The organism is Actinocatenispora rupis, assembly GCF_016861975.1.
Lineage (GTDB): Bacteria > Actinomycetota > Actinomycetes > Mycobacteriales > Micromonosporaceae > Actinocatenispora > Actinocatenispora rupis.
This window is the reverse complement of sequence record NZ_BOMB01000025.1, coordinates 78,851-97,601: the sequence shown is the minus strand read 5'-3', so window position 1 is coordinate 97,601 and position 18,751 is coordinate 78,851. Positions and strand designations below refer to the sequence as shown.

Annotated in this window: 17 protein-coding genes; 4 read left to right on the top strand and 13 right to left on the bottom strand. The window is 71.3% G+C overall.

Annotation, left to right across the window (positions count from 1 at the left end; translation table 11 throughout):
- The first annotated feature begins 70 nt into the window (after positions 1–70).
- The 3 genes from Aru02nite_RS22520 (at position 71) to Aru02nite_RS36815 (ending at position 3,268) form a co-directional block, all read left to right on the top strand.
- On the top strand, positions 71–919 hold the full coding sequence (locus tag Aru02nite_RS22520; protein WP_308446273.1) for an ECF subfamily RNA polymerase sigma factor, BldN family: 849 nt from the start codon (positions 71–73) through the stop codon (positions 917–919).
- A 247-nt stretch (positions 920–1,166) separates the two neighbouring features.
- On the top strand, positions 1,167–2,321 hold the full coding sequence (locus Aru02nite_RS36820; RefSeq protein ID WP_239076872.1) for a DUF5667 domain-containing protein: 1,155 nt from the start codon (positions 1,167–1,169) through the stop codon (positions 2,319–2,321).
- A 32-nt stretch (positions 2,322–2,353) separates the two neighbouring features.
- The gene (locus Aru02nite_RS36815; RefSeq protein WP_373324945.1) at positions 2,354–3,268 is read left to right on the top strand and encodes an HAD family hydrolase; all 915 of its coding nucleotides are present in this window, start codon (positions 2,354–2,356) and stop codon (positions 3,266–3,268) included.
- On the opposite strand, the gene Aru02nite_RS22510 is transcribed toward Aru02nite_RS36815, so the two are convergent.
- Entirely contained in the window at positions 3,255–4,439 is a 1,185-nt protein-coding gene (locus Aru02nite_RS22510; protein ID WP_203660871.1) for an FAD-dependent monooxygenase, read from the bottom strand. The genes Aru02nite_RS36815 and Aru02nite_RS22510 overlap by 14 nt on opposite strands.
- A gap of 101 nt (positions 4,440–4,540) precedes the next feature.
- Here Aru02nite_RS22510 and Aru02nite_RS22505 point away from each other — a divergent pair, with 101 nt between their 5' ends.
- The gene (locus Aru02nite_RS22505; RefSeq protein ID WP_203660869.1) at positions 4,541–5,110 is read left to right on the top strand and encodes a TetR/AcrR family transcriptional regulator; all 570 of its coding nucleotides are present in this window, start codon (positions 4,541–4,543) and stop codon (positions 5,108–5,110) included.
- A gap of 4 nt (positions 5,111–5,114) precedes the next feature.
- Here Aru02nite_RS22505 and Aru02nite_RS22500 read toward each other — a convergent pair whose 3' ends face one another.
- From Aru02nite_RS22500 to Aru02nite_RS22445, 12 genes are all read right to left on the bottom strand, one after another.
- Complete coding sequence (locus Aru02nite_RS22500; protein WP_308446274.1) at positions 5,115–6,005, bottom strand: lysophospholipid acyltransferase family protein; 891 nt, start codon at positions 6,003–6,005, stop codon at positions 5,115–5,117.
- Between the two features lie 338 nt (positions 6,006–6,343).
- Complete coding sequence (locus Aru02nite_RS22495) at positions 6,344–7,420, bottom strand: NAD-dependent epimerase/dehydratase family protein (protein ID WP_203660867.1); 1,077 nt, start codon at positions 7,418–7,420, stop codon at positions 6,344–6,346.
- A gap of 93 nt (positions 7,421–7,513) precedes the next feature.
- The gene (locus Aru02nite_RS22490; RefSeq protein ID WP_084131757.1) at positions 7,514–7,615 is read right to left on the bottom strand and encodes a 30S ribosomal protein bS22; all 102 of its coding nucleotides are present in this window, start codon (positions 7,613–7,615) and stop codon (positions 7,514–7,516) included.
- Positions 7,616–7,925: 310 nt separating this feature from the next.
- Entirely contained in the window at positions 7,926–8,150 is a 225-nt protein-coding gene (locus Aru02nite_RS22485) for a DUF397 domain-containing protein (RefSeq protein ID WP_203660865.1), read from the bottom strand.
- Positions 8,150–8,998 (bottom strand): helix-turn-helix domain-containing protein, encoded by an 849-nt coding sequence (locus tag Aru02nite_RS22480; RefSeq protein ID WP_203660863.1) that lies wholly within the window; start codon positions 8,996–8,998, stop codon positions 8,150–8,152. Before Aru02nite_RS22480 ends, Aru02nite_RS22485 begins: the two co-directional genes overlap by 1 nt.
- A 364-nt stretch (positions 8,999–9,362) precedes the next feature.
- Complete coding sequence (locus tag Aru02nite_RS22475; protein ID WP_203660861.1) at positions 9,363–10,283, bottom strand: proline dehydrogenase family protein; 921 nt, start codon at positions 10,281–10,283, stop codon at positions 9,363–9,365.
- 182 nt (positions 10,284–10,465) lie between these two features.
- Positions 10,466–12,367, bottom strand: a complete 1,902-nt coding sequence (locus tag Aru02nite_RS22470; protein WP_203660859.1) for a bifunctional metallophosphatase/5'-nucleotidase — start codon at positions 12,365–12,367, stop codon at positions 10,466–10,468.
- Between the two features lie 208 nt (positions 12,368–12,575).
- Positions 12,576–13,448 (bottom strand): helix-turn-helix domain-containing protein, encoded by an 873-nt coding sequence (locus tag Aru02nite_RS22465; protein WP_203660857.1) that lies wholly within the window; start codon positions 13,446–13,448, stop codon positions 12,576–12,578.
- A gap of 94 nt (positions 13,449–13,542) precedes the next feature.
- Positions 13,543–15,333, bottom strand: a complete 1,791-nt coding sequence (locus Aru02nite_RS22460) for a glycoside hydrolase family 36 protein (protein ID WP_203660855.1) — start codon at positions 15,331–15,333, stop codon at positions 13,543–13,545.
- A gap of 20 nt (positions 15,334–15,353) precedes the next feature.
- Positions 15,354–16,676 (bottom strand): ABC transporter substrate-binding protein, encoded by a 1,323-nt coding sequence (locus tag Aru02nite_RS22455; protein WP_203660854.1) that lies wholly within the window; start codon positions 16,674–16,676, stop codon positions 15,354–15,356.
- 29 nt (positions 16,677–16,705) lie between these two features.
- Positions 16,706–17,536, bottom strand: coding sequence for a carbohydrate ABC transporter permease (locus tag Aru02nite_RS22450; protein ID WP_203660852.1), 831 nt, complete (start codon positions 17,534–17,536; stop codon positions 16,706–16,708).
- 12 nt (positions 17,537–17,548) lie between these two features.
- Positions 17,549–18,493 carry a carbohydrate ABC transporter permease gene (locus Aru02nite_RS22445; RefSeq protein WP_203660850.1) on the bottom strand — a complete coding sequence of 315 codons (945 nt, stop codon included), beginning with the start codon at positions 18,491–18,493 and terminating at the stop codon, positions 17,549–17,551.
- Positions 18,494–18,751 lie beyond the last annotated feature (258 nt).

Sequence of the window (18,751 nt, the reverse complement as noted above, 5' to 3'; positions counted from 1 at the left end):
CGTCCTGTCACACCGTCACACCTGGCAGCGTCCGCCGAACCGGCGGGCGTCGCCATGAGGGGTGGCAGCGGTGAGCGCGAGCAGCATCCCGTACGGACCGGGCTTCGGGCCCGAACGGTTCAGCATCAGCGACGGGCTCAGGTCGCTGCGCAGCCTCGTCACCGAGATGGACACCGCCGACCGCTCCCCGTCTCTCGCCGAACGCGCCGGCCAGGCCATCCGCGGCGCCGCCACCCGGACCCGGCCGCGGCCCCGCCCGTCGCACGCCGCCGAGCGCCCCGCGGACAACACCGCGACCCAACGCATCGAGCGCGTACCGGCGCCGGACGAGCAACCGCCCGAGCAGGTACCGGAGTCGGCCACCGAGGTGTGGCGGCTGGTGCAGCGGGCGCAGGCCGGTGACACCGAGGCGTTCGGCCAGATCTACGACCGGTACTGCGACACCGTGTTCCGGTTCATCTACTTCCGGGTCAGTACCCGGCAGACCGCCGAGGACCTGACGTCCGAGACGTTCCTGCGGGCGCTGCGCCGCATCGGCAGCTTCACCTGGCAGGGCCGCGACCTCGGCGCCTGGCTCGTCACGATCGCCCGCAACCTCGTCGCCGACCACTTCAAGTCCGGCCGGTACCGGCTGGAGGTGTCGACCGCCGAGGTGCTCGACGCGGACAGCCCGGAGCGCGGGCCCGAGGGCAGCCCCGAGTCCGCCGTCGTGGACAAACTCACCAACCAGACGCTGCTGGAAGCGGTCAAGAGACTCAATCCGGAGCAGCAGGAGTGTATTGTTCTGCGGTTCCTGCAAGGGTTCTCGGTGGCGGAGACGGCGCAGACGATGGGCAAGAACGAGGGCGCGATCAAGGCGCTGCAGTACCGGGCGGTGCGGTCGCTCGCCCGGCTCCTGCCGGAGGGCTTCACCCCGTGACGTCCGCTCGTCGTACGCATCCTGTCCGGGTCGCGGCTCGCCGTCGGGCGGTCGCGACGTCCGGTGTCCGGCGGGGTGGTTGGCCGAACGGCCGACCCCCTGTCAGCCTGTCCGGGCGTAACCCGCTCGTACCGGTGCGCGTTGGTCCCCATGAGGTCGACGGTGTACGGCGGCGCATCGCTGGCTGCCCGGCCGGCTGCGTCGGTGGGCCCGGCGCGCTCTGAGACAGAAGGAGGTGCGCGCGGCGATGAACATCTTCCTGCGTCGGCGGGCCGAGCGCTTCGCTGTGCTCGCCGAGAAGCACGGCACCGCCCCGGAAGGCGGACCGTCGGGCCACCACCGATCGGGCCACCATACTCCCGACACCGACGACGCACTCGCACATCTGGTGTGTCTCGGGCAGCGGATTTCCGCCGAGCGGACGGCGTTCGAGGCGGGCACCGGCATCGATCCGGAGTTCCGGGCGAACCTGCGGGACCGGCTGATGGCCGACGCCGCGCTGCACGGCATCGGCGACGCCCGGCACGACGCGGAGCCCGACCCGACCGCACCCCGGCCCACGCACCACGCCGCGCCGCCGAACCGCCGGCCGAAGCTGCGGCTGGTCGTCGTGGGCGGCGTGGTCGCCGGCGCGCTCGGCATCTCCGGCGTCGCCGCGGCGAGTACGTCGGCGGTTCCCGGCGACCCGCTGTACGACGTGAAGCGGTCGACCGAGCGGGCCCAGATCGCCCTCGCCGGCTCCGACCTGAACTCCGGGGAGCTGTACCTGCAGTTCGCGCGTACGCGGGCGGGCGAGGCGGGCTCGGTGAAGGGCGATCCGCACAGCCTCGCGGGCGTGCTCGACGACATGGACCGCCAGACCCGCCAGGGTACGAAGCTGCTCGACTCGACCGCGGTGTCCCGGCGGGACGCGGCGTCGCTCGACGCGGTGACCACGTTCGCGGGCAACCAGCGGCCCGACGTGGTGTCGCTGCTGTCCGGGCTGTCCGGCGATTCGCGTACCCGGGCGTTGCGGTCGTTGGCGCTGGTGGACGAGGTGCAGCAGCGCGCGACGAACCTGCGCCGGCTGCTGCTGTGCACCGCCGGCAAGGCCGTCGACGCCGACGCGCTCGGGCCGATCCCGCAGACCTGTTCCGCGTTGCCGGGCGGCAGCGCGCCGGGCCCGGCGGGCAGCGGGGAGGGACGCGCGTCGCGCAGCGAGCGGCCGTCCCACGCCCCCACCCCGTCCGGTACGCCGAGCGGCCGGCCGTCGCCGAGTCCGAGCAGTTCCGGGCCGCTGTCGGGAGTACCGGGGGTGCCGCTGCCGACCGGGAGCGGGTCCGCGTCGCCGAGCCCGTCGTCCGGGTCCGGGGGCGGCGGTCTGTTCGGCACAATCGGGAAAATCCTCGGCGGTCTGCTCTGACCGGTTCCGCCGCCGGCGGATACCCTCGGCGGGTGGATGTGTTCGCCCGGCTACGCAGCCGGCGCCGGCGGCGTGCGGACCGCGCCCGGGTGGCCGGCGCGGCGAGCGCCGAGCTGGCCAGCACGGCGTACGCGGTGGGTGGGGCGCAGACCCCGGGCGTACCGCGACGGGTCAGTCCGGATCCGACGGCGGCGGCGTTCTTCGACGTGGACAACACGTTGCTGCGCGGCGCCTCCATCTTCTGGTTCGCCCGCGGGCTCGCCGCGCGCGACTACTTCACGGTCCGCGACCTGGCCGGCTTCGCGTGGAAGCACCTGAAGTTCCGGGCCACGAGTACGGAGGACGTGGAGGACATCTCGGGGGCGCGGGACACGGCGCTGGCGTTCGTGGCGGGGCGTCGGGTGGACGAGATCGTGGAGCACGGCGAGGAGATCTACGACGAGCTGCTGGCGGCGCGGATCTGGTCGGGCACCCGGGCGTTCGCGCAGCTGCACCTGGACGCCGGGCAACGGGTGTGGTTGGTGACGGCGGCGCCGGTGGAGCTGGCGGAGCTGCTGGCCCGGCGGCTCGGGCTGACCGGCGCACTCGGTACGGTCGCCGAGACCCGCGACGGCATCTACACCGGCCGGCTCGTCGGCGACCTGCTGCACGGTCCGGCGAAGGCGGAGGCGATCCGGGCGCTGGCCGCGCGGGAGAAGCTGGACCTGGACCGGTGCGTGGCGTACAGCGACTCGATCAACGACCTGCCGATGCTGACGGTGACCGGCGGCGCGGTGGCCATCAACCCGGACGCCCCGCTGCGGCGGCTGGCGCGGGCCCGCGGCTGGGAGGTGCACGACTTCCGTACCGGCCGGCGCGCCGCGAAGTACGTGCTGCCGGTGGGGTTGGCGGCGGTCGCGTTCCTCGCCGGGTACCGCTACCGGCGGCACCACGTCAGTAGGTCCTGAGCGCGATCGCGGTGGCGGCCCGGTGGATGGGCGCCACGACGCGGGCCATCATCCGGTCGTGGCCGGGGAGCCGGCCGAGGACCGACAGCATCGCCATCGACAGGCGCACCTGTCCCTTGCTGCGCAACACCATCCGCTTGACGTTCGCCGGTCCGAGCCGCTGGTTCGCGGCCACGTACGGTCGCATCGCCCGCTCGTACGCGGCGAAGCCGGTGCGGTGGTCGGGGGCCGCGGCAAGCTCGCCGGCGAGCACGTACGCGCCGACGAGCGCGAGGCTGGTGCCCTGCCCGGAGGCCGGTGACGCGGCGTACGCGGCGTCGCCGACGAGCGCCACCCGCCCGCGCGACCACGCGTCCATGTGCACCTGGGCCATCGCGTCGGCGTAGAAGTCGGGGGTGGCGGCCAGGCCGGCGAGCAGCGTCGGCACCTCCCACCCCTCCCCCCGGTACTCCTCGGCCAGCTCACGCCGCAGTTCCTCCGGGGTACGGCGGGACGCGTCGGGCGTGGCGTACAGGAACATGGCCTTGGCGCCGTCGTCGCGGGCGGTGCTGTACGTGAGCGCGGTGCGCCCGGCCCCGACGTACGTCAGCTCCTCGCGGTCCAGGTCGAGGTGGTTGGGCACGCTGTACACCGCGATCCGGTAGCCCATCGGCCGCACGTACCGCTCCTCCGGGCCGAACGCGAGGCGGCGGGTGCGCGAGTGCAGCCCGTCCGCGCCGACGACCAGGTCGTACGTCCGGACGTCGCCGCTGTCGTACGTGACGGTGACGCCGGTGTCGGTCTCGTCCAGGGCGGCGATCGCGTCGCCGAACCGGTACTCCACGTCGGTCGCCGCGCGCAGCAGGTCTGCCAGGTCGCCGCGGTGGATCTCGGCGTCGCCGTGCACGCGGCCGCCGAACGTGTCGCCGTCCATGCTGGCCACCCGCCGGCCGGTCGCGTCGACCACGTGCCCGCCGCGCACGTCGGTGGTGCGCGCGCGGATCTCGTCCAGCAGCCCCATCCGCGCCACCACGTCGAGCGCCGCACCCCGAATGTCGATCTTGTACCCGCCGGCGCGGAGGTCGGGGGCGCGCTCGACGACGGTCGGCGCCCAGCCGTGCCGGCGCAGCCAGTACGCGAGGGTCAGGCCGGCGATGCCGGCGCCGGAGATGAGGACGGTGCGGTGGGACATCGGGACTCCTCGTACGGGGGGATCGATGGCGATGACCATACAAGCGTGTCAGACGTTTGTGCAACACGTTCGTCTGACACATTCGTGTTAGGGTCGTTCGCATGGGTAACCGGGACGCGCTGCTCGACGGCGCCACAGCCTGCCTGTACGACAAGGGCTACGCGCGCACCACCGCACGGGACATCGCCACCGCCGCCGGCGTCAGCCTCGCCGCCATCGGGTACCACTTCGGGTCGAAGGAAGCCCTGCTGAACGCGGCGCTGGAACGCGCCATCGAGGAGTGGGGCGACGACCTCGCGCGCTCGCTCGCCGCACGGGGCGGCAACGCGGCAGGTGGCGAGGCGTTCGAGCAGGCGTGGACCGCGGTGCTCGCATCGCTCGCGGAGAGCCGGCCGCTGTGGGCGATCCAGTTCGAACTGATCGCGCACATCGAACGCACGCCCGAGCTGCGGCAGAGCTTCGCCGACGCCACCCGCCGCGCCCGGCTCGAACTCGCCGGCATCTTCGGTACGAGTACCGCGGACGAGGCCACCGCCGTCCGGGTCGGCGCGCTCTACCAGGCGCTGCTCGTCGGCGTCGTCGGACTCTGGCTCGTCGACCCGGCCGACGCACCGTCCGCCGCCGACCTGCTCGACGCGTTCCGTACCGTCGCGAGCGGGTTCGACGGCTGACGGGTCAGAACGTGGTGCCGCGGCGCAACAGGAGGCGGTGCAGGGTCTGCTGGATCGTCTCGCGTACCTGGTCGGCCAGGCCGAAGACGTCCATCGGATCGTCCGGGTCCACGTCCAGCGCGGACGTGTCGATCGGGTCGCCGAAGTCGATCAGCCACTTGCTCGGCAACGGTACGAGACCGAGCGGGCCGAGCCACGGAAACAGTGGCGTGACGGGAAAGTACGGGATGCCGAGCAGTCGCGCGAGCGGCTTGATGTCACCGATCAGCGGGTAGATCTCCTCCGCGCCGACGATCGACACCGGCACAATCGGCGTCCCCGTGCGCAGCGCCGCCGACACGAACCCGCCACGACCGAACCGCTGCAACTTGTACCGGTCGGCGAAGCGCTTTCCGACGCCCTTGAAACCCTCCGGGAACACGCCGACGATCTCGCCCTCACGCAGCATCCGCTCCGCGTCCGGATTGCACGCCAGCGTCGCACCCGACTTCCGCGCGAACTCCGACAGCACCGGAGTACGGAAGATGAAATCGGCGCCCAGCAGCCGCAGATGCCGGTGCGCGGGATGCTCGTCCAGCAACGCGAGCTGGAGCATCATGCCGTCCATCGCGATCGTCCCGGAATGGTTGCCGACCAGCAGCGCCGCACCGTCCGACGGCACGTTCGCCAGACCCGACACCTCGACCCGGAACCACTTCCGGTACAGCGGGCGCAACGACCGCGCCAGCACCTGCTCCGTCAACTCGGGATCGAACCCGAAGTCGTCCACCGGATAGTCGCCGGTGATGCGCCTCCGCAGGAACGCGAGCCCGTCCGCGACCCGCCGCTCCCAGACGTCCCCACCCGGTACGGCCGCCTCCCCGCCCGCGTCGCGTTCCGCACCGTCACCGGCCACGTCGGCGCTGTCCGCGTCGCCGGGCACCGCTGTGCTGTCCGTGTCGGCGCTACCGGCGTCGGTGCTGTCCGCGTCGGTGCTGTCGGTGTCGCCGGGCACGGTGGTGTTGTCCGAGGCGCCGTCCACAGCGCCACCGTGCTCGGCGGCGCTTCCCGCAGGATCGCTGTCCACGCGACCGACGCCGCTGGTCACGGCGCTGTCATCGGATTCCGTACGCTCGTCGCCCGGGGTCGCGCCGACCGGGTCACCGGCGCCCGATCCGGTACGGGACGCGTCCGGCTCCGGCGCGGTGCGGCCGACACGGCGCGCGCCGGACGACGGGTCGGCGGGTACGTCGGTCACTCGGCACCTCCCCCGCGCAGCAGTCCGCGCAGCCCGGCGACCAGCGCGCGGCCACCGGACGCGAGCGTGCGTTCGACCGAGTCGACGCTGCCCGGACTGACCGGGGCGCCCATGCCGTGCCCGGTGATGAAGTCGTCGAACGCGACCGGGGTGGAGCGCGGCTCGTAGCCGAAGTCGTCGACGAGCCGGCGGACGTCCACCACCCGCCCGTGTACGAGGAAGTCGAGCTGGTCGAGCGAGAAGTCGACGAGGCCGCTGCGGCGGGCGAGCCGGGCGACCGCGGTCATGCCCGGGTCGGGCACCGGGACCGGCACCCGGCCGGCGCGGCGGACCGCCTGCGACAGCAGCAGCACGCCCGGGCCCGCCACGTTGTACGCCCCGGGATGGTCCTCGACCACCGCGCGGCACAGCACCTCGATCGCGTCGTCCGCGTGTACGAACTGGACCCGCGGGTCGTGCCCGAGCACGGTCGGTACCAGCGGGAGCGAGAAGTACCGGGTGAGGGTGGTGTCGGCGCGGGAGCCGACGAACGGCGCGAACCGCAGCACGGTCACCGACACGTCGGGACGGCGCCGGCGGAAGCCGCGCACGTACCCCTCGATCTCGACGATGTCCTTCGCGTACCCGCCGCGGGGTAGCGCGCGCAGCCCGGTGTCCTCGGTGAAGATGGCCGGGTCGCGCGGGGACGCCCCGTACGCCGCGGTCGACGAGCGCACCACGAGGTGCCGCACCGTCTTCGACCGTTGACAGGCGGCAAGGAGCTGGAGCGTGCCGATGACGTTCAGCTCCTTCATCGCGTCCCGGCCGCCGGCCCCACCGGGACCGGCCACCACGGCCAGGTGCGCGACGGTGTCCACCGCGGCGTCCTCGATCAGCGACGCGATGGCCGGGCTGCTGATGTCGGCCCGCACGAACTCCGCGCGGCCGAGCAGCTCGGTCAGCTCGCCCGTCGGCTCGGCGACGTCGACGCCGAGCACCCGGTCGACCCGGGCGTCGGCGGCGAGCCGGCCGGCGGCCTGGGCCGCGAAGTACCGGCTGACGCCGGTGACGAGCACTGTGCGCGGATGCGACATGCGCGCCCCCAACGCGATGAGGAGTGGCCCTGTCGGCCAACGGCCGGACCGGTACGCCGCGGCGAAGCGGACGGCCCGGAACCGGGCCGCGCCCTACTTGCCCTGACGGCGACGCTGAATGCGGGTCTTGCGCAGCAGCTTGCGGTGCTTCTTCTTGGCCATCCGCTTGCGGCGCTTCTTGACGACGGAGCCCATACGTCAGTCCCCTTGTGTTGCGGTCATGCCGGGCCTGCGGGCACCAGCGTCGGGTAGTGAACACCAAACCTTAGCCGGGGGCGGCGGCGGCCGGCGCGGCGGCCACACGCGCGCGGACCGACGTCACACCAGGGTGCTCGGTCGGCCCGGCGAGGGTTGTCGAAGGTACAGCCTAACCGGCCGGGCGGTGCGGTGCCCGCGCGGCCGGTGGGCGACCGGCGGGGACGGGCCCACGACCGGCGCCGGAACACACGCTCGGGCACCAGGAAGGACCGGCGCCCGAGCGGCGAATGCGCTGGAAAATGCGAAGTCAGCTCAGGTCGAAACGACCCTCACGGACGTCGCCGAGGAACGACGTCCAGGCGTCGCCACCGAAAACGAATGCCGTACCCAGCCGATTCTTGGAATCGCGTACGCCCACGCCCGCCGACACGAACGCGACCTCGACGCAGTTGTTCCCGCCCCCGCTGCGGGTACTCTTGCGCCAGGCCGCGCCGGCCAGCTCGGTGGGGTACGCGGTGCCTACGTAGTGCATCACAGCTCCTTTGTCAGCGCGACGATGCGCTCCAATGCATTGTCCGGCTTGAGCGCCGCCGCGCGTAGGTGGTCGAACATCAAGTTATAACGACGGACCTCGACTTCGGTTTCCAGATAAAGGCCACCCGTGGCGTTGTCGAGATAAACGACATCCGGGTCCTCGGGATCGGGGAAACCGAGGATGACAAATGCGCCGTCCATGCCCGCGTGTTCGCCGCTGTCGAACGGGGCCACCTGAATCGTCACGTTGGTGTGCTCGGCGATCGCGGCGAGGTGGTGCAGTTGCTCGCGCATGACCTCGCGGCCGCCGACCCAGCGGTGCAGGACCGCCTCGTCCAGTACGAACCACAGCTCGGGCGGATCGCCCTCGGTGAGGAGTTGCTGGCGGGTCAGCCGGAGGTCGACGCGGCGCTCGATCTCCTCCGGGGTCAGGTCCGGCCGGGCCGCCCGGATCGCGGCCCGCGCGTACTCCCGGGTCTGGACGAGGCCGGGGATCAGCAGCGCCTCGTACGCGCAGATGGTGGCGGCCGCCGCCTCCAGCCCGATGTACGGCCCGACGGCGACGTCACTGTACGGGTGCCACCACGCCTTCTGCCGCGCCTCCCGGGCGATCTGGACGAGCTCCTCGCACTTCTCGCCGTCCATGCCGTAGATGTGGAGCATGAACCGGACGTCCCGGGCGGTCGGTGCGACCTGCGCGTTCTCGGTACGGGAGATCTTGGACGCCGAGCACTCCATCTTGCCGGCGACCTGGTCGATCGTGAGGCCGGCCTCCTCCCGCAACCGGCGCAGCTCCATCGCGAGCCTGCGGCGCCGCGCGGTGGGGCTCCGTCGTCTGAGGGTCATCGCCTACCTCCTCGGGCATACCGATTGGGGGTGCGGCGGCTCTCCGGCCGCGGCGAACCCCCGCCGATCTTGCACCTGTTGGTGGTCCCTGCCCAGACCGGAACGGCGATTCCCGTGCGAACCGCCGTCGGAAACCCACAACTCGTCGAGGAGTGACGACAATCGGCTACCGATCGCGGTTGCCTCGTTTCCATGGCAGAGGGGTGGTTACGGGACCTTCGACCGGCCTAACGACCCCGACCGCGCGAAGTCGCGGCCGTCCCACGGCGGAATGACCGCCGGACACCCCACCACCCCCGGGTACGACGGTGGCCGGCACCGGCGGACGGTGCCGGCCACGTGCCGGTACGAGATGGGGGGTCCGTCAGGAACGGGTGCCGAGGGACCGCAGGAAGAAGGTGAGGTTGGCGGGGCGCTCGGCGAGCCGGCGCATGAGGTAGCCGTACCACTGGACGCCGTACGGCACGTAGATGCGCATGGTGTGGCCGGCGTCGGCGAGGCGGCGCTGCTCGTGCGGCCGGATCCCGTAGAGCATCTGGAACTCGTACGAGTCGGGGGTGCGGTCGAACCAGCGGACCCGGTCCTCGGCGATGGACACCAGCCGCGGGTCGTGCGTGGCGATCATCGGGTGGCCCTCGCCGGCCATCAGGATGTTCAGGCACCGCACGTACGACCGGTCGACGTCGAGGCGGGACTGGAACGCGACCGACTCGGGCTCGGAGTACGCACCCTTGCAGAGGCGGACGCGGGAGCCGGGGCCGGACAGCTCGCGGCAGTCGGCCTCGGTGCGCCGCAGGTACGCCTGGAGGACGGCGCCGGTGTCCGGGAAGTCCTTGCGCAGCTGCATCAGCAGCTCCAGCGTGGAGTCCGTGGTGGTGTGGTCCTCCATGTCCACCGTGACGGTGGTGCCGGCGTTCGTCGCGGCCTGGCAGATCTCCCGCGCGTACGAGTACGCCAGCTTCTCGTCGAACATCTGGCCCAGCGCGGACAGCTTGATGCTGACCTCGGTCGGCGGGCAGAGGCCGGCGGCGGACAGCGCGGCGAGCAGCTCCAGGTACGACTGCCTGGTCTGTTCGGCCTGCTCCGGGCTGGTGGTGTCCTCGCCCAGATAGTCGAGGCTGACGGCGAGGCCCTGGTCCACCAGGTCCCGGCTGATGCGCAGGGCGTCGTCGACGGCGGCACCGGCCACGTAGCGCCGGACCACGTCGCGGCTCACCGGCGCGGTCTCGACGAGCCGCTCGACCCGGTCACTGCGGGCGGCGGCGAGGATCACCGATCGGAGCATGGCCCCGACTCTAGCGCCGTTCCGGGGTCCGGCGACAGGGGACCTGCCGGTGCACGACACCTCTGGTACGACGGGATCACAGGTCGATCACCGTTGATCTTTCCGTACGCCGTGCGGGGTTGGCATCGGATCGTCGGACCGGGGCGGCGGGACCGATCGGCCCCGCCGCCCGTACGGGAGTGTCAGCAGCGCACGCCGTCCGGCAGCGGCGGCCGGTCGTCCCGGCCCGCGGCCGGCGGCGGCACGTACGCCGGGGCCATGCCGCGCGCGTGCGCCGCCGTCGACGTGGCCCGCCCCAGCGCCGGCGGGTCGATCGTGCCGAGCAGCCGGACGTACCGGATGAAGCCCTCGTGGTCGAGGCTGTGCCGCACCGCGTCGGTGTACTCGGTCAGCGCCGGATACCCGTCGTACGCGAGCACGGTGTACGCGTTCGTCGCGATCCGGTACGTGGCGGCCAGGTCGATGGGGGTGCCGTCGATCGTCAGCGTCGCCGGGTCGATCCGCTGCCCCACCGGCTTCGTCGGGTCGTACGTGTAGCGGACCTGGTCGGAGACGGCGAGCGGGAAGAAGCCGACCGTACCGTTCGCCTGGGTCTGCCACTGCTGTTCCAGCCCGCGGTGGAACGCGTCGCCGGTCATCGACACCGTCACGATCGGCGAGTCGAAGCCGTACGCCGTCCACGCCTCGCCGAACAGCACCACGCCGTCGCCGTCCGCCGCGTTGGCGCCCTTCGCGTACGGCAGGTCGCCGCGCAGCGCGCTGATCCCCTTGGGCGGCTTCGCCGGCAGGAACGCGAACTGCGCGTGCCCCTGGTTGCTCTGCAGCGTGTCCCAGACGATGAAGTCGGCGACCAGGTTGCCGAACGCGCTCTCCCCGTCCGCGTTCGGTACGCGGGTCAGGTCGCCGGTCTGCCGCGCGATCGGCGTCGCGTACAGCCGGTCGGAGCTGCGGGACCAGTAGTCGGCGATGTCCTGGACCTCGGGGTCGACCGGGACGTCGCGGGTCACCGCGTGGTTGACCGAGGTGGTCAGCTCGCGGACGATGCGGCCAGTGTCCCGGTCCAGCTTGAGGTGGATCTCGTTGATGACCTGGCCGTAGTAGCCGGCCTCGACGACCGGGCGGGGCACGCCGTTCGGGTCCGGGACCATCATGTTGAAGCGGCAGTGCCAGTGGCCGGTGACGACCGCGGCGATGTCCGGGTCCGCCTTCGCCGCCACCTCGAACGCCGGCCCCGTCGGGTCGACACCCGAGTTGAAGTCCGGGCCCGCGTACCCGCCCTCGTGCATGACGATGACGATCGCGTGGACGTTGCGGCGCTTGAGTTCCGCCGCGGCACGGTTCGCCGCCGCGACGATGTCGGTGGTCCGCAACGTCGGCTGGTACGAGCAGTTGAAGCCCGGCCCCTCCACGCAGCCCTGCACCGTCAGGTGCACGAACCCGATCGGCAGCGTCCGCCCGCCGCCCGCGTCCACGTACTCCACGTTGTACGCCGGGACGATCAGCCGGCCGTTGTCGCGGTACACCACGTTGCCGCTGTAGTAACGGAAGTCGGCGCCGTGGAAGCGGCGACCCGTCGAGTCCACCAGGCTGTCGTACGGCCGGTCGATCGCATACGGCGCGCCGTGCTCCATGTGGTCGATCAGGAACGACGGGCCCTTGTCCAGCTCGTGGTTGCCGACCGAGGAGAACCGGAGCCCGAGCTTGTTGAGTACCTCGATGGTCGGCTCGTTGTTCTGCGAGTCGACGTAGTACGGCCAGCCGGAGAAGTTGTCGCCGGACGAGCAGAAGATGGAGTTCGCGTTGCCCTCGCGCAGCCGGTTCAGGTGCGTGGCAAGGTATCCGACGCCGCCGACGGTCAGCGTCACCCCGCCGGCGCCGGTGATGAGGCCGCCGTCGTTCGGCGCCGGCGGCTGGAGGTACCCGTGCAGGTCGGTGATGTTCAGCAGTTGCACGTCGACGTATCCGTTGCCGCTGGCCGGATCCGCCGAGGCGCGGGTGGAGAACGCGGTCGCGCCGACCGCCGCGGCGGCCCCGCCGGCCGCCAGCAGGGTACGGCGTCTGACCGGCATTCCGGTGCTGTCCATGGACTCTCCCGTCGTCGCGGGCGACCACACCACGACACACGGAGGGACGGTCCACAGTGGACCGCACGGGTCGGGGGGTGGTGTGCGCTGGGGACGCACGGACCGAACATAGGACCGGGCCCCCGCGTACCCCATGCATGCGCTGGCTGCGCTTTTGTCCGATCGCGCTGCCGGTGAACGGACGCGGATCCGTTGGTGTACGGCGGGATCAGGGCAGTTCGTGCCGGCGTACCCGGGAGCGGTAGTCCGACGGGGACAGCCCGAACCTGCTGCGGAACTGCCGGCTGAAGTAGTACGGCGAGGAGAAGCCGACGTCGGCGGCGATCCGGCCGACCGGCCGGTCCGAGAACTCCAGCAGCGACGCGGCCTTGCGCAGCCGGGTGGCGAGCAGCACGTTCACGATCGAGTCGCCGACCTCGCGGCGGAACAGGTGCGACAGCCGGGACGGCGACAGCGCCACCTCGCGCGCCAGGTCCTCGACGGTGACCTGCCGGGCGGGATCGGCGCCGATCCGGTCGAGTACGTGCTGGACGCGGGAGTCGGGCAGCCGCTTCTTGCGCTGCTCGTGCTCGACCACGGCCAGCAGCATGATCTCCTCGATCGCGTTGAGCGCCAGCTCGGTGGCGAACACGCCGGTCAGCTCGCGGGACGGGGTGATCTGCCGGCCCTGCGGCGCGTCGAGGGTGGACTGCATCGCGTTGCGGTGCACCCGTTCGAACGCGCCGACCGCCATGTCCAGCCGCTCGCCGGCGAAGCGGGTCAGGCTGAACCCGGGCGAGATCTCCGGCAACCGGAACCAGGTGAACCAGGCCGCGCGCGGCTGGAAGTGCGCCCACCAGTAGCCCCACGGGCCGCCGTCCGGCGCGGCGCGGTAGTGCTGCACCGCGCCGGGCGCGATCACCACGAGGTCACCCGGCCCGGTCGCCACGTGCCGGCCGCCGGCCCAGTAGTCGGCGGTGTTGGTGACGGTGAGGCTGATCATCCAGTTCCGGGCGCCGTGCTCGCGGTAGACGGTGAACCCGGGCTTCTCGTCGAACCGGCCCGCGCACAGCAGATCCGGCGCCGGAACCTCGGTGTACACGCCTCACCTCCGGCCGTACCGTGCCCGGACGCCGCCGCGGCGCCGGACGGCCGGCCAGCGCGGGCCCGCCGACCGGCCATCCTGCCAGTACCGCTCAGTGCAGCGGAACCACCGTGAGTTCCGCGAGACCCGCGCGGGGGACGGCGAGCCGGTGCAGGCCCGGACCGAGCCGGTCCGGTTGCCCCGCAAGGGTTTCGCCGCAATGATCCCGTACCGTGCGCACCGCGACCTCGGTGTCCGGTGCGATGTCGAGTACGACGCCGGCGACGCCGGTCGCGTTGACCACCACCGCCTCCGGGCCGTCCGCCGCGGCCACCGGCACCGGCACCGCCGCGTACGCCGCGGCGACGGTCCCGGCCGCACCGCGCGAGCGCACCAGCGGGTACGCCAGGTCGGGGCGGGACGGTTCGATCGTGCCGCCGACGAGCGTGTCCACGTGCTCCCGGTGGAACCCCAGCCAGTACGTGAGCATCCGGCGGTGTTCCGCCGGCAGCGCGGCCAGGTCGACCGACACCTGCGGCACGCTGAACAGCGCGCACAGCAACTGTTCCGCGGCGTACACGGCGGATTCGGCGGTGTTCCACAGGATCGGGTCGGAGTGCACGGTCCGGCCGGGCAGCAGCAGCCGTACGTCGACGGTGCGGGTGCGGTTGTCGACGATGTCCATCGGGCAGTCCGCCGCGCGGAACAGGTTGCCGAAGCGTTGCAGCGCCGGGCCCGTGTAGTTCTGCCGGAACTCCAGCAGTACGCCCGGGCGGCGCAGCGCCAGCTCGTCCCGCAGGTCGGTGAGCCACCGCGCGACCGCCGACTCGACGTCCGGTACGTCCGCGCCCGCGCCGGCCGGCGGCGGGTCGTCCACCAGCCAGGCGTCGAGGAAGTCGAGCTTGAAGCCGTCCACGCCCGCGACGTCGAGCAGCCGTACGCACACCTCGGTCAGGTGGTCGCGCACCTCCGGGTACCGCGGGTCGAGGATGTCGGCGTCCTGCGCGGACAGCGACCCGAGCGTACGGTCGGCGAACCGGGCGCGGGCCGGGCTGCGCCGGCCGAGCAGCGACGGCGCCAGCCACAGCAGGTACGTCAGGCCGGCGCGGCGTACCCGGGCGACGTGCTCGCCGAGATCGCCCATCTTGCCGGTGGCCGTCTCCCAGTCCCCGCAGTACCAGTAGCCGCGGGAGGTGTCGTCGGTCTGCCAGCCGTCGTCGACGATGATGGTCCGGAAGCCCAGCGCGTACGCCTGCTCGGCGGCGCGCTCGACCCGGTCCGCGGTCAGCTCCTGGTGCATCGCGTACCAGGTGCAGTAGGTGGGCATCCGGCCGGCGGGCGGTGCCGGCATCGGCGCCTCCGCGAAGAAACCGTCCCACCAGGACGCGATGTCGGCCAGCGCCGTCCAGTACGGCACCGGGCGCCGGTCGATCCGCAGCACCACCTCGTACTCGCCGGCCGGTACCGGAACCGTTGTGGTGCAACGGAACCGGGCCGACTCCTCGCGTACGCCCTCGCGCCGGACCTGGATCCGGCGCGAGGTCTCCGACAGCGCCCAGCTCGCCACGTTCCGGTCGGCCGCGTCGACCAGGCTGCCCACCGGTACCGACCGGAGCAGGCTGACCGACCGCCGCGACGCCCACTCCGCCGGCATGTGCCGCCGCTGCGCCCAGTCGGGCTGCCAGTAGACGGTGGCACCGTCGGTGGTCAGGTCCCAGTCGAGGGCGAGCGTCGTCGCCGGCTCGGGCGCCGTCACGTGGATCTCCAGTACGCCCGGCTCGGGCTCGACGACGTCCACCCCGGCAGGCCCGGCGTCGGTGTCGGCGTGCAGCCGGATCCCTTGCAGGTCAATCGAATCGGCCGGTGGAGCCGCGGTGGTCAGGGTGACCGGATCGGTGGGCATGCGTCCCTCTGACTTCCTTGCTACTGGGTGATGAGCTTGTTCAGGTCGCCGGCGAGCTTCTTCGTGGTGGGCCCGACCGGCTGGTCGCCCTGGAACATCGGCTTGAAGGTGTTGTCGATCTTCAACTCCGCCGCGTTCCAGATCGGGGTCACCGGCAGCAGCACGGTCTTGCCGGTCGCCGCCTTCTCGAACGGCGTCATGTCCTGCCCCTTCGCCTTCCAGTACTGGTGGTACGTCGAGGCGACGGTCTTGTTCGCCGGCCACGCGTACCCGCCGGAACCGATGATGCGTTGGGACTCCGCCGAACCGAACCACTTGACGACCTCCCAGGCCGCCTTCTGGTTCCTGCTGGTCTTCGCCATCGCGAACGACAACCCGTTGACGTTGTTGACCGCGCCGAGCGGGCCGGACGGCAGGTTGGTGACGCCGACCGTGAAGTTCACCTTCGGCACGATGTACGGCAGGATCGCGTTGACGCACGGGTACATGGCGATCTGGCCCCGGTTGAACAGATCCAGCGCGACACCGGCCGACGGCGGCGGCGAGACGTGCCACTTGGTGATGAGGTCGACCTGCCACTGCAACGCCTGTACGGCCTTCGGCTGGTCGAACGTGAACTTCCCGAACGGCTTCGACATGAACGACCCGCCGTTCTGCGGGATCCAGTTCACGTACTGCGTCTGGTTGTGGTTCTCGGCCATGAAGCCCCACTGCTTGACGTGCTGCGCGTCGAAGCCCGCCTGGTCGGGCCGCTTCCCGGTGCGGTCCCTGGTGAGTTTGCGCGCGGTCTCCAGCAGCGTGCCGGACCCGTCCGGCGCCCACGTCAGCTCACCCGGCACCGGTACGCCCGCGGCCTTGAACAGGTCCGCGTTGTACACCATGCCGGTGATGCCGAAGTCCGCCGGCATCCCGTACACGTGGCCCTGGTGCGTGTACGTGGCGAGGATCTGCGGGTAGAACTGTTTCGTGTCAACGGAATCCTGCTTGATCAGCGGGTCGAGGTTGACGAGCACGCCCTGCTGCACGAACTCCGGGAAGTACGAGACGGTGTTCCAGAAGATGTCCGGGCCCTTGCCGGCGGCCAGTTCCGTGGTGAGCTTCGACCAGTACGCCTCCCACGGCATCTGCTCGACCTTCACCGTGATGTCCGGGTGCTTGGCGTGGAACGCCGCCGCCGACTTCTTGTACCCGGGAAGCTGCTCCTCGTCCCAGATCCGGAAGACGACGGTGCCCTTGCCGCTGCCCTGACCGCCGCCCGCCGCACCGCCGCACGCGGACAGCCCGAGCGCCGCCGCACCACCGGCGACCGCACCGAGTACGGTGCGCCTGCGCATTCCAGTCATGTCTGACTCCTAGCGTCTACTGTGGACGGTCATTTCAGGCCGCTCAGTGCCACCGATCGCACGATCGACCGCTGGAAGAGCAGGAACACCACGATCAGTGGCACCAGCGCCACGAAACTGCCGGCCATCATCAGGTTGTAGTCGGCGCCCAGGTTCCCTTGCAGGGAGGCGATTCCGACCGTCACGACCTTCGTGTCGTCGCCGCTGGTGATGATCAGCGGCCACAGGAAGTTGTGCCAGGCGAACACCACGGTCAGGATGCTCAGCGTGCCGAGGATCGGCTTGCTCAGCGGCAGGATCACCCGGGTCAGGGTGGCCCACACGCCGGCGCCGTCGATCCGGGCCGCGTCCTCAAGGTCCCTCGGCAGTGTCTGGAAGAACTGCCGCATCAGGAAGATCCCGTACGGCGAACCGAACACGTACGGCGCGACCAGCCCCATCCAGGTGTCCACCCAGCCGATCTGCCGCATGATCAGGTACAGCGGGATCATCGTCACGACGTTCGGCACCATCAGCGTCGCCACGTACGCCCAGAACAGGAGTTCCCGTCCGGGGAACCGCATCCGGGCGAACGCGTACGCCGCGAGCGTCGTGAACACCAGCTGCCCGGCCGTCAGGATCGCCGTCAACAGCACCGTGTGCCACAGGTACGAGGGGAAGGCGATGTTGGCGATGGATCCGTTGAACAGCTTGGTGTAGTTCCCCAGCGTGCCCGGGATCGCCGGCAGCCACGGGGATGTGGAGTTCAGCTGCCGTCCGGTCTTGAACGACGTGAACACCACCATCAGGTACGGGAAGACGGACACGAACGCGCCGACCCCGAGCACCACGTACAGGATGGTGTTGCGAAGCCACCTCACGGACACCGTCTCCTAGCTGTAGTCGTACGTGGTGCGCTTGCGGAAATACAGCACCTGCGCGAGCGTCAGCAGCAACAGCAGGCCGAACAGCAGCATCGCCAGCGCCGAGGCGTACCCGTCGTCGAACAGCTGGAACGCGGTCTGGTAGATGGTGAAGTTCAGCACCGAGGTCGCGTCGCCCGGCCCGCCCTTGGTCATCGCGTACACCGTGTCGAACACCTGGAACGACCCGATGATGCTGGTGACCAGTACGAAGAACATGGTCGGCCGGAGCAGCGGCAGGGTGATCGCGAAGAACTGCTGCACCTTGCCGGCGCCGTCCAGCTCGGCCGCCTCGTACAGCGACTCGGGGATGCCCTGCAACCCCGCGAGGAAGAACAGCATCGTGTACCCGACGCCGCCCCACACCCCGACCGCCGCGGTCGACGGCAACGCCAGCGCGCTGGAACCCAACCAGTTCAACGGATCCACGCCGAACAGGCCGAGGAACGAGTCGAGCGCGCCGTTCTGCGTGTCGAAGATCCACTTCCACACCACGCCCATGACGACCGGCGTGGCCATCCACGGGATCACGAACAGCGCCCGCAGTACCCGGATCCCGCGCAGTTTCGTGTTGAGCAGCATCGCCAGCAGCAGCGCCAGGATCGTCTGCGTCGGGATCGTCAGCAGCACGTAGAACACGGTCACCGCGACCGAGTGCCACACGTTCCCGTCGCCGGCCATCCGGCGGTAGTTGGCCAGCCCCACGAACTCCGGCGGCGCCAGCAGGTTCCACTTGAACAGGCTGATCACCGCGACGACCACGACCGGCGCCAGCAGGAACGCCAGCACCCCGAACAGGCTCGGACCCAGGAAGAGGTACGCGACGGCCACGTCCCGCACCCGCCGTCGGCGCGGCCGTAACCTCGGCCCGGCATCGGGGTCGGCGACCGCCGGTTCGGCCACGGCAACGGGCATCCCCACCACCTCCTCGGGTACGCCCGGATGCACGCGACTGTTCCGCCGCCACGGGTCGCGGACACCGCGCCGACGCCGGCCGGCAGGCCGCCGCGACCCGGTGTTCCTGGGCGTTTGACCTCCCGAGGTTAGGTAGCCGACCGACTCTTCAGACATAGCGGCGACTGCCGCGAATTTGCACGATCCTGCTGGCCCGCCCGGTCTCGCCGCACCACCCCCGACCCGCCCCGGCGGTACCGAAGGGGCCGCGGCGGCTCG

Bases quoted from the DNA above. Each gene is read 5' to 3' on its own strand.
- Aru02nite_RS22445 (WP_203660850.1), bottom strand. From the start codon at position 18,493: ATGCCCGTTGCCGTGGCCGAACCGGCGGTCGCCGACCCCGATGCCGGG.
- Aru02nite_RS22505 (WP_203660869.1), top strand. From the start codon at position 4,541: ATGGGTAACCGGGACGCGCTGCTCGACGGCGCCACAGCCTGCCTGTAC.
- Aru02nite_RS22480 (WP_203660863.1), bottom strand. From the start codon at position 8,998: ATGACCCTCAGACGACGGAGCCCCACCGCGCGGCGCCGCAGGCTCGCG.
- Aru02nite_RS22455 (WP_203660854.1), bottom strand. From the start codon at position 16,676: ATGACTGGAATGCGCAGGCGCACCGTACTCGGTGCGGTCGCCGGTGGT.
- Aru02nite_RS22475 (WP_203660861.1), bottom strand. From the start codon at position 10,283: ATGCTCCGATCGGTGATCCTCGCCGCCGCCCGCAGTGACCGGGTCGAG.
- Aru02nite_RS22495 (WP_203660867.1), bottom strand. From the start codon at position 7,420: ATGTCGCATCCGCGCACAGTGCTCGTCACCGGCGTCAGCCGGTACTTC.
- Aru02nite_RS22485 (WP_203660865.1), bottom strand. From the start codon at position 8,150: ATGCACTACGTAGGCACCGCGTACCCCACCGAGCTGGCCGGCGCGGCC.
- Aru02nite_RS22490 (WP_084131757.1), bottom strand. From the start codon at position 7,615: ATGGGCTCCGTCGTCAAGAAGCGCCGCAAGCGGATGGCCAAGAAGAAG.
- Aru02nite_RS22510 (WP_203660871.1), bottom strand. From the start codon at position 4,439: ATGTCCCACCGCACCGTCCTCATCTCCGGCGCCGGCATCGCCGGCCTG.
- Aru02nite_RS22470 (WP_203660859.1), bottom strand. From the start codon at position 12,367: ATGGACAGCACCGGAATGCCGGTCAGACGCCGTACCCTGCTGGCGGCC.
- Aru02nite_RS36820 (WP_239076872.1), top strand. From the start codon at position 1,167: ATGAACATCTTCCTGCGTCGGCGGGCCGAGCGCTTCGCTGTGCTCGCC.
- Aru02nite_RS22460 (WP_203660855.1), bottom strand. From the start codon at position 15,333: ATGCCCACCGATCCGGTCACCCTGACCACCGCGGCTCCACCGGCCGAT.